The organism is Aliisedimentitalea scapharcae, from assembly GCF_045277565.1.
In the GTDB taxonomy this organism is placed as follows: domain Bacteria; phylum Pseudomonadota; class Alphaproteobacteria; order Rhodobacterales; family Rhodobacteraceae; genus Aliisedimentitalea; species Aliisedimentitalea scapharcae.
This window is the reverse complement of record NZ_CP123584.1, coordinates 2,035,370-2,048,506: the sequence shown is the minus strand read 5'-3', so window position 1 is coordinate 2,048,506 and position 13,137 is coordinate 2,035,370. Positions and strand designations below refer to the sequence as shown.

Annotated in this window: 13 protein-coding genes; 8 read left to right on the top strand and 5 right to left on the bottom strand. The window is 55.6% G+C overall.

Going from position 1 to position 13,137, the window contains the following annotated elements:
* Positions 1-460 precede the first annotated feature (460 nt).
* Positions 461-754, top strand: a complete 294-nt coding sequence (locus QEZ52_RS09660) for a DUF1330 domain-containing protein (RefSeq protein ID WP_406649856.1) — start codon at positions 461-463, stop codon at positions 752-754.
* Positions 755-1,074: 320 nt separating this feature from the next.
* Here QEZ52_RS09660 and QEZ52_RS09655 read toward each other — a convergent pair whose 3' ends face one another.
* Positions 1,075-1,977 (bottom strand): GlxA family transcriptional regulator, encoded by a 903-nt coding sequence (locus QEZ52_RS09655; protein WP_406649855.1) that lies wholly within the window; start codon positions 1,975-1,977, stop codon positions 1,075-1,077.
* Positions 1,978-2,080: 103 nt separating this feature from the next.
* On the opposite strand from QEZ52_RS09655, the gene QEZ52_RS09650 reads away from it, so the two are divergent.
* Positions 2,081-2,983 (top strand): MBL fold metallo-hydrolase, encoded by a 903-nt coding sequence (locus QEZ52_RS09650; protein ID WP_406649854.1) that lies wholly within the window; start codon positions 2,081-2,083, stop codon positions 2,981-2,983.
* 42 nt (positions 2,984-3,025) lie between these two features.
* Positions 3,026-3,418, top strand: a complete 393-nt coding sequence (locus QEZ52_RS09645) for a nuclear transport factor 2 family protein (protein ID WP_406649853.1) — start codon at positions 3,026-3,028, stop codon at positions 3,416-3,418.
* 234 nt (positions 3,419-3,652) lie between these two features.
* Here QEZ52_RS09645 and QEZ52_RS09640 read toward each other — a convergent pair whose 3' ends face one another.
* Positions 3,653-4,123: a LytTR family DNA-binding domain-containing protein gene (locus QEZ52_RS09640; protein WP_406649852.1), complete on the bottom strand. Its 471-nt coding sequence runs from the start codon at positions 4,121-4,123 to the stop codon at positions 3,653-3,655.
* Between the two features lie 166 nt (positions 4,124-4,289).
* Between QEZ52_RS09640 and QEZ52_RS09635 the strand changes: the two genes are divergently transcribed.
* A complete protein-coding gene (locus QEZ52_RS09635; RefSeq protein WP_406649851.1) occupies positions 4,290-5,153 on the top strand; it encodes a cytochrome b in 864 nt (287 codons plus the stop codon).
* 113 nt (positions 5,154-5,266) lie between these two features.
* Positions 5,267-5,449, top strand: coding sequence for a hypothetical protein (locus QEZ52_RS09630; RefSeq protein WP_406649850.1), 183 nt, complete (start codon positions 5,267-5,269; stop codon positions 5,447-5,449).
* Between the two features lie 225 nt (positions 5,450-5,674).
* Here the strand turns inward: QEZ52_RS09630 and QEZ52_RS09625 are convergent, their stop codons facing one another.
* Together QEZ52_RS09625 and QEZ52_RS09620 are read right to left on the bottom strand one after the other, a co-directional pair.
* The gene (locus QEZ52_RS09625) at positions 5,675-5,803 is read right to left on the bottom strand and encodes a hypothetical protein (protein ID WP_406649849.1); all 129 of its coding nucleotides are present in this window, start codon (positions 5,801-5,803) and stop codon (positions 5,675-5,677) included.
* A 10-nt stretch (positions 5,804-5,813) separates the two neighbouring features.
* Positions 5,814-7,625, bottom strand: coding sequence for a GAF domain-containing protein (locus QEZ52_RS09620; RefSeq protein WP_406649848.1), 1,812 nt, complete (start codon positions 7,623-7,625; stop codon positions 5,814-5,816).
* A 618-nt stretch (positions 7,626-8,243) separates the two neighbouring features.
* Here QEZ52_RS09620 and pdhA point away from each other — a divergent pair.
* From pdhA to QEZ52_RS09605, 3 genes are all read left to right on the top strand, one after another.
* Positions 8,244-9,233 carry a pyruvate dehydrogenase (acetyl-transferring) E1 component subunit alpha gene (pdhA, locus tag QEZ52_RS09615; RefSeq protein ID WP_406649847.1) on the top strand — a complete coding sequence of 330 codons (990 nt, stop codon included), beginning with the start codon at positions 8,244-8,246 and terminating at the stop codon, positions 9,231-9,233.
* Between the two features lie 17 nt (positions 9,234-9,250).
* Positions 9,251-10,630 carry a pyruvate dehydrogenase complex E1 component subunit beta gene (locus QEZ52_RS09610; protein WP_406649846.1) on the top strand — a complete coding sequence of 460 codons (1,380 nt, stop codon included), beginning with the start codon at positions 9,251-9,253 and terminating at the stop codon, positions 10,628-10,630.
* 270 nt (positions 10,631-10,900) lie between these two features.
* A complete protein-coding gene (locus tag QEZ52_RS09605; RefSeq protein WP_406649845.1) occupies positions 10,901-12,223 on the top strand; it encodes a pyruvate dehydrogenase complex dihydrolipoamide acetyltransferase in 1,323 nt (440 codons plus the stop codon).
* Between the two features lie 81 nt (positions 12,224-12,304).
* On the opposite strand, the gene cysE is transcribed toward QEZ52_RS09605, so the two are convergent.
* The gene (cysE, locus tag QEZ52_RS09600; protein ID WP_406649844.1) at positions 12,305-13,114 is read right to left on the bottom strand and encodes a serine O-acetyltransferase; all 810 of its coding nucleotides are present in this window, start codon (positions 13,112-13,114) and stop codon (positions 12,305-12,307) included.
* Positions 13,115-13,137 lie beyond the last annotated feature (23 nt).

Below are 13,137 nucleotides of genomic sequence, written 5' to 3'. Positions count from 1 at the left end.
GCTCGCAGCATCGGTGATTGTGGGCTCACAAGCCGACTTGCAGCGGTGCAGCACCTGACCTTGCACCAAAAAACGACCGCCAGTGGTCTGATCCACCTCACCGGATGACCGAACCCTGCCAAAGCAGACAGCACGGCCTTACACGTGCGCAGATTGCGGATTTTGCAAAGTGACGCCATCGGCTTCTACCAATTACGAACCAGTCCTTCCAATTTCGCGATGCAGCGTCACCAAACCTGACATTCGACACAAAGCGCAGCATTCCTGGCAATCAGAGGCCAGCAATGCGGGACACAGTGAACTTTCGCTGCAATGGCGAAACCTGACAACTCATAACTCAACGTAATCATCTGTTGGTTTCAGTGAGGCGCTGGCCGGTGGAAAACTGCCATGCAGATTGAGAAGTCACTGTCGAACTTTTCATGTTATCCTAGCGTCAATTTGATGCTTGGAGGGTGAAATGGCAGCATATGTGATCGGTCAACTCGAGATTTTTGATAAAGAGAGATACAAATCTTACCTTGCAGGCTTTATGCCTATCTTTCAACGGTATGATGGGGAACTCCTGGCAACGACAAGCGGCAAAACAACAGTGGTTGAAGGCGACTGGGGCTTTCCGAGCACGGTTGTTATGAAGTTTCCTAGTCGAACCAAAGCTGAAGAATGGCTTGCCGATCCGGAATACCGTGAATTGGCTGAGCATCGACACAAATCTGCAAAGTGTAATCTCGCGGTCATTGATGGCGTCGGATGACAGCGGTCGATTTGACGCGTCTTTTTCGGGCTCACTGGTGCCATTGGATCTGTCGCATCATTTTCGCATCATGGGCAAAACGCCAACGATACGGACGGCCCATTTCAGACTTGGGAAGCCCATGGCTCCACTGCAGTGCAGTGGACCCAAAGCTGCCTTGCGACTTTGTAGAAATTTAGTGCGGCTCAACAGTCTATGCGATCAATGATGCTTGTCGTTTGATTTTTCACCGAAGTGCCATTGGACCTATAGCCGCCCTCCAGTGAGATCGATCCTTCCCTCTTGGTTCAGACCGCAGAGGAGCGGTGCCTTGAGGCCGATCATCTGCGCACAAGCGCAAAGCGTTTGCGATACTCCCCGGGGGCCAGTCCCGTGATCTTTTGAAACAGTTTGCTGAAGGATGAGATGTCGGCATAGCCAACTGCTGCTGCAATCTGGCCAATGTTATCCCGTGTCAATTCCAGCAACTCCCGTGCCTGGCCAATACGCAATTGTTGAAGGTATTCAGAAGGCCGATGGCCAGTCGCAGCCTGAAACCGCCGCAGGAAAGTACGTTCTTCAAGCCCGGCCGCTGAGGCGATCTGAGGGACCGTTACGGGCGAGCGATAGTGGCCCTGCAGCCATTGTTGCGCTTTGACAATCTGGGTATCTCCGTGTGCCAGACTTGGTGTGAAGAGATTGTAGTAGCTCTGCTCTCGTCCGCCGGGATCAATCAAAAACAGCTTGGCCACTTTCTGCATAACCGCCGGGCCCAGATATCGTGCGATCAACAGCAATCCCAAATCAGTCCAGGCCATCATGCCCCCGGCCGTTATCAGGTCGCCATCATCCACAATCAACCGCTCCGCTTCGAGCTTCACATCCGGAAATTGCCTGGAAAATTCTTCAGACAGCTCCCAATGCGTTGTGGCCGGACGCCCATTCAGAAGTCCCGTTGACGCAAGAATAAAGGCTCCAACACATACGGTGCAAACAAGTGCCCCGGTAGAATGCAGCGCAGTAATCCACTCGCAAAGTGCGGCCTGTTCCCGGCCTTCTGGCCAACCTCCCATGCTTGGCGGAAGAATGATCACATCAAACGCTTTGGGACGCTCAAACTGGTCTACAATGACGACCTCAAAGCCAGGCTCGGTAAACTCCCCTGCTGCGACCAGAAGGTCATGCACCCCCAGCACAGCGGCCTGCTGGGCCATTGAGTAAGAAGCGATTGCAACACGCACCATGACAGCACCTTTTGTCTGATATGACCATCTAATTGTCACATCCGCCAATCGCGATCAAGGCGGCCCGCTCTTAGTTCTTTTTCAGGAAAAAGAAGGAAGCACGATGACAACCCTCATTCTTGATCGCCGCGAGCTCATGCTGACATTGGCCGCAACGGCTGGCACCGCAGCCATTCCCAGCGCCAGCTTTGCCGGAGAGCTTGCGACCCTGACCCTTGGTGACATCGCGGTGTCCAGCCTGTCTGATGGCACGTTCAACATTCCAGCAGGCTGGTTTCCGAACGCCAGCCCAGAGGCTCTTGGCACCATTGGCGATGAGATCGAAATTGGCGCAAATCAATGGCTTGTACACAGTGGCGACCGGTTGATCCTGATTGATACTGGCGCGGGCCCTCTTTACCCCGGTGTTGGCAAACTTGAGGCGCTTTTTATGGCTCGCGGTATCGCAAAAACAGACATCACCGACATCATCATAACTCATATGCACGGCGATCACATTGGTGGTCTATCCGGTCCTGATGCCGGTGGTTACAGAAACGCGACGCTCCATATGGCGCAGGCCGAATGGGATTTCTGGATGGATGCGGACCTTGTGAACAAAATGCCCGCAGAGATGCGCGACATCATCGAAGGGCAACAGGCCATCATCACGCCGATTGCCGATCGATTGGCTCTTTACAGTGGCGAAACCGACCTAGGGAGCGGGCTGACCTTGCTGCCACTGCCCGGCCACACACCCGGACATAGCGGTGTCCGTATTTCAGGGGGCGGGAGCGAGTTGTTGATCATCGCAGATGCGATCCTGTCCGAAGCTGTGCAATTCGCCGCCCCCGACATCACGTATGTGTTGGACATTGACCCCGCACAGGCGGTCGAAACGCGCAAGGCCTTGCTCAACCAGCTTGCCAACAACCAGGGCCTCTTTGCTGCAACCCACCTGGCCTATCCCGGCATTGGAAAGACCGCACAAAGCGGCGACGGCTTTGTGTTTCATCCACTTTCCTGACGCCAAATACATTCGCCGTAAAAATCGAGAAAGATCCCCACAATGACACATACAACCGCTGACATCCGCGCCGCCATGGACCAGTTGATCGACCGCGCCACGAATTTCGATGTGGATGCGTTGGAAAGCATCTACCACGATGATTTTCACACCACACTGGTGATGCCAGATAGGTCTGTGGTCACCTACACCAAGCAAGAATTCATCACACATTTCCGCAAGCAGGCCGAAGAGGGCAAAACACAGCTCAACACCTGGGCGGACTGGCATGACTTTCATGTTTTGGGAGAGAGCGGTGCCTGCGTTCTCACCCGTAAACATAGCGGCATGAATGGCGAAGAAATGAACCTGTTGTGCAACATCGAATGGCGATATCAGGACGGTCGTTGGCAAGTATTGCGAGAAGCAATTTTCCTGCGTCCACTAAGTGAATGAGCGGCCCCGGGCCTTCGGACACCGAACTAGACGGCACGTTGACGATCTCGAAAGCCAGAGAAATCTAACATCATGGGCCGCTGCCTCAAGCGGCCCATAGCCACCTTTTTGATGGGGCAACCGTATGCTGCGCTGCACTGTCAAACCCGATATTCGCGACATGCGGAAAATAATAGGTTCATTGATCGGGCAAAGCGCGGCGATTTCCCAACTTGCCGCCTTCAACATGAATTATCATTTCGGGCCAAAGCCATGCCGTGCTTTCAGCTCAGAATACCGCCTTCGGCTAACAGGTATTTGATCTCCGTTGCTTAACGTGCACGTGTAGGAGCTGCCTTTGCGTGTCACGTCTCTGGCATGCCCAAGGCAGATCCAATGTGACCGATGGCATTGCATACCATCCAGTTTTCTTAGTTTTTCAACACAGTCACCAAATTGCTCAGTGAGCAAAGAACTGCCCTTGGTCGTGACGATCTGCACATAGTGATCCTGTGCATGCATACGAATAATATCATTTCCCAGAGACGGGGGAATTGAGGGGATCAGGCTGTTCAGCGGGGGGCCTGCCTCCTCTGAATCCGACGGTTTCCTTAACTGCTCCGCAGCTTTTGGCAAAGCGGCGTAGCGTAGAATGAGCGTCACCACCAGCGAAACCGCCAGACACATCGGAGCGACAGCCACGACCTCGCTCAAGAAGATTGTCATGGGCGGTTGCGCGGACAAGATTTCTTCATCTGCCTTGCCGAACCCTTAGTCCAATCCGAGTGACACCAAAGCAAAAAGCGGCGGCAAAATTATAGCGGATGCCAATTTCGAAATTGGATCCCAGCAACCTAGCCTGTTGAGAACGTTGGCACCAAAGACAAACATCGTGGACGCCACAAAGAAATGGCTAACCCACAACCCATACGCAGCAATAACAGGCAGATCCTCTGTGTGGCTAGGCTCCAAGGCCAGCACAAAGCCTGCACCAATCAAAGAGACTGCAAAAAGGTTCTTTACAAGTGCTTTTGTGAGGGCGGTATCATTCAATGTCATGGGGGATGCTAACAGCGTCTTCGTAAGTGGTCGAGAAACGACCGTTCGCGAAAACCCGGCTGCCGTCAACGCAGAAACCGTTCCTTTCACGCATCTGCGCTGGAGAACCTTGCCTCCGTCCAGCAAATCACTTTCAGGTTTGAAATTGGATACTGAAATGGATCACTACAGTTTATCTGCACGACTCTTGCATTGGCTCATGGCTGTCGGCTTCTTGGTCATGTGGATCTCTGGTTTTGCAATGACGTCCGTCGTCGCTGATGACTCTGCGCTACAAGAGTTTTTGTTCGGTTTTCACATATCGCTGGGTGTGACGATGGTCATGCTGTTGGCGATGCGGATTGTCGTCCGGGTGACAACCCCTGCTCCTCCCCCTTTGGCGGCTCTGAGCACGTGGGAAAAGACTGGCTCTCATCTGGGTCACCTGGCGCTATATGCATTGCCTGTCGCAGTCTTGTTTTTGGGCTGGGCCGAGGTGGACCTAGGGGGGCATGGCGTAAAATGGTTCGGCCTGCCCATGCCCAAAATCTTCCCGACAGCTGAAATTCTCTGGGGCTTTAATATCGAAACTACGAGCGAAAACCTTCACCGCTGGCTTGCCTATACCCTGCTGGCAGTCGTGGTCGTTCACATTGCCGCAGTCGTCAAACACCGTCTAGAGGGACATGATGTACTTGGAAGAATGGTGTTCAAATGAATACCAACAGGCGCAAATATCTTGGCTGTGCTGCTGCATTCAGCCCAACAACCATGGTGACCAATCGCGCGTGGGCTGGATCCGGCAGAAGCAGTTTTCTTTGGCCTCAAGACGTGGCAGAGATTGCTGAGCGGGATTGGGATATACCACTGAACGGGCTGCAAGAACGCTTTGCGACCCCGGAAGTGCCAGGCATCAACAATATCAAATTCCCGCCAATCGTGTCGCGGTTTGAGATCATGTATATCGAAAACAGGCGGATTGCGCATCGGGACCAAGCAGATCTGGACACATAGGTCCTATCGTCACTGACAGCGGCGCTGGCTATGGCTGGCATCCGAAAGTGGCTGTTCAGTGTCTGCGAATGATCATCGGCTTTACCCGAACGAAATATTTCCGATGCAGGTGCCGATAATGCACGCTCTCCGCCCTGGCGGCCAGCCAAACTGCAACTGGAATGAACATCTCCTTCGGGCCAGCACCAGCCACATCGCCCCAAGCCCAAGATACTGTTCTGGCCGTCAATGGCTGCTGTGCGCAGAAAGCGGGCTTTGCAAAGTCTTGAACATCTCCCGATAACCGACTTTCGTGTCGCGTGCAGCGAGCGGCAGGTTCGAGTCCGAGGCAGCCGACGTGATCGTCGTTGCCATTACCTATTCATTACGAGTTATCGAGTTGCGCAAGCCTAAACACCTCAACCGGCTCGCGTATGCCCTTGAGTGTGATCTCGCCGTTGGAGATAGATGGATGGGCGTCCTCTACAGCGATGGCAGCGCGGGTGCTGAGAAGGATTTCGCCGTCCTCGGCCATTTCACACAGACGCGAAGCGATGTTGATCGCTGTGCCAGAGGCTGTGTAATCGGAACGGTTCTCGTAACCCACCATGCCGACCGTAGCGTAGCCTAACGACACACCAACCCCAAAGCCAAGACGGAAGCCGACCCGCTTCCAGTCCTTGGCAAGTTCGGCCATACGGGTGCGCATTGCCTTGGCAAGACGAACGGCATCCCCCGCTGGATCGTCGCAGGGAATGGGGTCGTTGAAAAGCACCATGATCCCGTCGCCCATGCGGTGATCGACACCCGCACCATGAGCGTTGATTAGTTTGCCCATCTCCTGATGATAAGTCTGCAGTACTTCAATTGTTTCTTCCGGCTCGGCGGTTTCGCAGAAGGCCGTGAAGCCACGGATGTCGCAGAAAAGGACGCCCAGTAGTGCGCGGTGGCTTGAGAGCATCTTTTCGGAACCAGAAGAGATAACTGTGTCTGCAACGGCTGAGGGCAGGAAACGCTTTAGCTTGCCCATACGTTCGATCTGGCCCACCTGTTCTTCGACGCGGTCGCCGAGTTGGGCATTGAGCGCTTCAAGTGCTTTGAACTGGGCAACGTTCTCAATGGCGATGACGGCTTGTGCGGCAAAAGTCTCGACCAGGGCGATTTCCGCGTCGCTGAATGGCTTGACCTCCCGCCGGGACAGGGTGATTGCACCAACTGCCTTGTCGCCGCTCACCAGTGGAACCGACATGAATGTCCGGATGCCTTCCTGATCCACCATCATCACCCGAACCGGATTGCCCTTGCGATAGAGATCGTCGTCGGCAAGGTCAGCGATCTGAACAACACGAATTTCCCGGACCGAGACCGGCACAGCCAATTCGGGATCAGGCACAAAAGAGGTTTCGTTTGCAAAGTCGCCTTGCGCGCGTTCGGCCCATACCGACTTTTGGGTAAATGATACCCCGTCCTTAGTGAGTTGCAGCATCGCGGTGGATGCATCACAAAGTCGCCCGGCTCTGTTCAGGATTACATCGAACACGCGCACGTCGTCGTTTCGTGAACGGCTGATGACCCCCAGGATGTCCTTGGTTGCCGTCTCGCGCGCCAACCGGTCCTGCACCTCGCGAAACTGGCGGACATTCTCGATGGCGATGACCGCCTGCGCGGCAAAAGTCTCGACCAAGACAATTTCATCGTCGGAAAAAGGTCTGACCTCCTTGCGGCTAAGAGCTATTGCACCAATCGCCTGCGATCCGTTCATCAGGGGAACAATCAGCCATGAGCGCACACCCTCAACGTCTACCACATGGCTGATAATGGAGTCTTTTTCACGATAAAAGCCGGTGTCTCTCAGATCAGCAATGTTTATCGTGTGACCAGTTCGAATGACCTCTGGAATCGGCCTACCGCTGTCCAAGGGTGCCGAACCTCCGACGCTGAAGGCTGTTTCCTCAAATCCCCAATAGGATGCAATTTCGAATTGTGTCCGCGCTGTATTCGCAAGTTGCAAGGACGCTTGGCTTGCCGCACAAAGTTCCGCTGCTTGAGTGAGGATCGCTTCTAAAACGGGCCCTTCGTCATCGCGGGACTTTTGAATGACTTCGAGAATACTCCGAGTGGCTTCCTCACGCTGAAGTCCGCGACCAAGTTCAGTTAGCAATTCTTCCCGGCTTAAATCTTTCAATATGCCCAACATTTCTCATCCAAAGCCCCAGATTGACTGTGGAAGTAAGCTACACATAGGAGTCATATCTTGCCAGACTGTCACGCCATTGCAATTTCACGAAGGTCTACCCCGTCCCGCACAGCAAAACTTAGCCCATATCTCGATGAATGTCTGCTTTCCACTTTATGAACGGGAAGGCAACTTCCGCTTTGGGCTGGAACCAGACGATGAACCAAATGTCGACCAAGGTCCGCCAACAATCCTCGGTGCGTTTCTGGCAGCCCTTGTCTTGCCACGTTGGCAAGTCGTCTACCGGGTAGGATGACTGATGGTCGAAACGTCTGCGCTGGCGCGGTATGTATTACTGTCTGGCGGCTTGTGTTCCAGTCGACCTCGACCCAGTCTCCAACCGGGTCCAGCGGAGATCCCCTCTTCAAACAGGGTTTGAACCTCCTTCAAAACGGCGCACGACACAGGACTTCAGCCCCAAAATCAAATGTTGAAGATATCTCTGTCCAAAATTGAAGGAATCCCTGTCCCGCTACAACAGCTACACCCGCGTCATATTATCACTCGCCAGATCGCCTGAAATGGCTTATTAAATAGTTTAACACTAAACTATTACGCCAAAAGGGGGAGCCCACCACGATGGCAGCCAGAAAGACAGTAAAGAAAACAAATGCTTCCGGCGATGAGCTGAAACAATATTACCGTGAAATGCTTTTGATCCGCCGATTCGAAGAAAAGGCCGGTCAGCTCTATGGCATGGGTCTGATAGGCGGCTTCTGTCACCTTTATATCGGTCAGGAAGCGGTTGTTGTCGGCCTTGAGGCCGCCGCCGAAGACGGCGACAAACGCATTACTTCGTATCGCGATCACGGGCATATGCTGGCCTGCGGCATGGATCCAGGTGGTGTCATGGCCGAGCTTACCGGACGCGAAGGGGGCCTGTCCAAAGGTAAGGGCGGGTCGATGCACATGTTCTCGAAAGAGAAACACTTCTATGGTGGCCACGGCATCGTGGGCGCGCAGGTTCCATTGGGAGCCGGTCTGGCCTTTGCCGACAAATACAAGGAAAATGGCCGCGTCACCTTCACCTATTTCGGAGATGGTGCCGCGAACCAGGGTCAGGTCTATGAGACCTTTAATATGGCCGCCCTGTGGCAACTGCCGGTGGTCTTTGTGATCGAGAACAACCAATACGCCATGGGCACCGCTCAGGCGCGCTCGACGTCGACCCCGGACATCTACACACGGGGACAGGCCTTTGGCATTCCCGGCGAGGCTGTCGATGGCATGAACGTGCTGTCCGTCAAAGAAGCCGGTGAGCGCGCGGTGGCCCACTGCCGGTCTGGCAAGGGACCTTATATTCTCGAAGTGAAGACCTACCGCTACCGTGGTCATTCCATGTCGGATCCGGCTAAATACCGGACCCGCGAAGAAGTGCAGCGCATGCGCGAAGAACGCGACCCGATCGAACAGGTTCGCGAAATGCTGATCGAGAACAAGCACGCCACCGAAGATGACCTCAAAGCGATCGACAGAGAGATCAAGGACATCGTCAACAAAGCTGCGGATTTCTCGCGCAGCAGCCCGGAACCGGCTCTCGAAGAGCTGTGGACAGACATTTACGCCTGAGAGGGAAGAGATAAGACATGGCAACCGAAATTCTAATGCCCGCCCTGTCGCCGACCATGGAGGAAGGCACCCTGGCCAAATGGCTGGTCAAGGAAGGCGATACCGTGAACTCCGGCGATATTTTGGCCGAGATTGAAACCGACAAGGCCACGATGGAGTTCGAGGCCGTTGACGAAGGAATCGTCGGCAAGATCCTGATTGCCGAAGGGACAGAGGCCGTTCGCGTCAACACCCCCATCGCGATCCTGGTCGAAGAAGGCGAAGACGCCTCCGCCCTGCCCGCTTCTGCCCCGGCAGAAGCCGCAGGCAACGAGGCGGCCCCCGCAGGGGGCACCGAGACGCCTGCTGCCGCCGCGGTGGCAGCTCCTGCTGCACCGCAACCGGATCTGACACCGGATTGGCCCGAAGGCACGGAACTGGTCCCCACCACGGTCCGCGAAGCCCTGCGCGATGCGATGGCCGAAGAGATGCGCGGCGATGGCGACGTCTATCTGATGGGCGAGGAAGTCGCCGAATATCAGGGGGCTTATAAGATTTCTCAGGGCTTGCTCGAGGAATTCGGCTCGAAACGGGTGATCGACACGCCGATCACCGAACATGGGTTTGCAGGCATTGCAACCGGGTCCGCCATGGCTGGCCTGCGCCCCATCGTCGAGTTCATGACCTTCAATTTTGCCATGCAGGCAATCGACCATATCATCAACTCTGCGGCCAAGACGCTTTATATGTCCGGTGGTCAGATGGGCGCACCCATGGTGTTCCGTGGACCCAATGGTGCCGCCGCCCGCGTCGGCGCGCAGCATTCCCAGGACTATGCCGCCTGGTATATGCAGATCCCCGGCCTGAAAGTCGCCATGCCCTATTCGGCCTCTGACGCCAAAGGTCTGCTGAAGACGGCAATCCGGGATGACAACCCGGTGATCTTCCTGGAAAACGAAATCCTCTATGGCCGCTCGTTCGATGTGCCCAAGATGGATGATTTCACAGTTCCCTTCGGCAAGGCCCGGATCTGGCGCGAAGGGAGCGATGTAACCATCGTCTCTTTTGGAATCGGGATGCAATATGCTTTGGAAGCTGCTGAAAAGCTTGCCGAAGACGGGATTTCCGCCGAAGTGATCGACCTGCGCACCCTGCGCCCGATGGACACGGACAGCATCATTGCCTCGGTCATGAAAACCAACCGTCTGGTCACCGTCGAAGAAGGTTGGCCACAGGGGTCTGTAGGCAGCTATATCTCCTCGGTGGTGATGCAGGAGGCGTTTGATTATCTGGACGCTCCGGTGATCAACTGCACCGGCAAGGATGTTCCAATGCCCTATGCCGCCAATCTTGAACGGCACGCGCTGATCACCACCGACGAAGTGATCGCCGCCGTCAAACAAGTCACCTATCGGTAAGGGCAGACATGAACGTCAGGGGCCGCGATCCCGCCACAGAATGCTATGTGGTCGAAGTTGAGGTAGAGGGCCGAACGGTCCGGGCACTTGTGCCCGAACGCCTCTCACACGACCTGCAGCTTGTCGGCGCGCGGCCCTCTCACCAGACGGCTTATGTCTGGATGGCCGAGAACAAGAAACACATCGTAGCTGCGATCACCACTCTGGTCCGCGGCCCCCGGCGCCCCAAGGCGCCATATGATCAAATTACTCTGATTGAGGAGCGCTGACATGCCCACCGAAATCCTAATGCCTGCCCTTTCCCCGACGATGGAGGAAGGCACGCTGGCAAAATGGCTGGTGAAGGAAGGCGATACCGTCTCATCCGGCGACCTGCTGGCCGAAATAGAAACCGACAAGGCGACCATGGAGTTCGAAGCCGTTGACGAGGGTGTCATCGGCAAGATCCTGATCCCCGAAGGCACCGAAGCCGTCAAGGTCAACACTGCGATCGCGGTGTTGCTGGAAGATGGTGAATCCGCTGCCGACATCACGACGGCATCAGCTGCTGCGCCGTCCGCTGCCCCCTCAGCCGACACCGCCTCCAAAGCCGCGCCTGCACCCACTGGGGCCCCTGCCCCTGCACCGGCAGCCCCTGTGGCCGCGGACGGCAATCGCATCTTTGCATCGCCTCTGGCCCGCCGGATTGCAGCGGACAAAGGGTTGGACCTGGCCCAGGTCACTGGCTCGGGGCCCCGCGGGCGGATCGTCAAGGCTGATGTTGAAAGCGCAACAGTCGCCGTGCAACCCGCCGCAACGGGTCCAGCTGCGGCTTCGGCATCTGGCGCAGCAACTGCGGTGGCAGCTGCGCCTGCACTGACCGGCCCCAGCGCCGATATGGTGGCGCGTATGTACGAGGGGCGCGAATACGAGGAAATCACTCTGGATGGTATGCGCAAGACCATTGCAGCGCGTCTGTCCGAGGCCAAACAAACCATCCCGCATTTCTATCTGCGCCGCGATATCAAGTTGGACGCCTTGCTGGCATTCCGTGGGCAGCTGAACAAAAAACTCGAAGGGCGTGGCGTCAAACTGTCGGTGAATGATTTCATCATCAAGGCCGTTGCCAATGCCCTGCAACAGGTTCCCGCCTGTAATGCGGTCTGGGCCGGAGATCGGGTGCTCCAGTTGAAGTCATCAGATGTGGCCGTCGCCGTCGCCATCGAAGGCGGGTTGTTCACCCCGGTACTGCAAGACGCCGACGTCAAATCGCTGTCGGCCTTGTCGGGCGAGATGAAAGATCTGGCTTCCCGCGCGCGGGAGCGCAAGCTTGCGCCCCATGAATATCAGGGCGGCACATTTGCGATTTCTAATCTGGGCATGTTCGGCATCGACAATTTCGACGCCATCGTAAATCCTCCACACGCCGGCATTCTGGCGGTGGGCACCGGTGTCAAGAAACCTGTCGTTGGTGATGACGGTGAGCTGACGGTTGCGACCGTGATGTCGGTGACAATGTCGGTGGATCACCGTGTGATTGATGGCGCGTTGGGGGCCGAATTGCTCAAAGCGATCGTGGACAATCTGGAAAATCCATTGGTCATGCTGGCCTGATCAGGAGGCCAGCAAACAAACAAAAAAGCCCCGCCTCGAACAACTCGAGGCGGGGCTTTTTTGTTTGTTCATTACGTTTTCTTACTGGTTCTTGCCCAGCATGTGATCCATCGAGATCGACGGTTGATCGCATCCGGCCTCTCCAACGATTTTCGCAGGAATACCAGCCACCGTTGTGCAGGGCGGCACTTCGGACAGCACCACGGAACCGGCGGCGATGCGGCTGCAATGGCCGACGCGAATGTTGCCCAGGATCTTGGCCCCGGCTCCGATCAGAACGCCATCTTCGATCTTGGGATGGCGATCCTCTTCTTCCTTGCCGGTCCCGCCCAATGTTACCGAATGCAGCATTGATACATTGTCGCCGACAACAGCAGTTTCCCCAATGACGATCGAATGGGCATGGTCGATCATGATACCTTTGCCGATCCGTGCGCCGGGGTGAATGTCGATCCCGAAGATCTCGGACGCGCGCATCTGAAAGAAAAACGCCAGGTCTTCCTGTCCCTGATGCCACAGCCAATGCGACACCCGATAGGCCTGCATGGCCTGATAGCCTTTGAAATACAGGATCGGTTGCAACAAACGATGGCAGGCCGGATCTCGGTCGTGTACCGCCATCAGATCTGCGCGGGCTGCGTCAACAATTGTCGGATCTGCCGCATAGGCCCCGTCAACGATCTCCCGCAACATCGTCATCGACATTTCATTCGAACAGAGTTTCGCGGAAATCCGATAGGACAAAGCCTTCTCGATATTGCTGTGATGCAGGATACAGGCGTGGATCAATCCCCCCATCAGTGGCTGCTTCTGGACGGCCTCCTGAGCTTCTCTGGTGATCCGGTCCCAGACAGGATCAACCGAGGCAATGGTCTTGCGCGGTTCAAACATGGCATCGTATCCTTTCTCTGCCT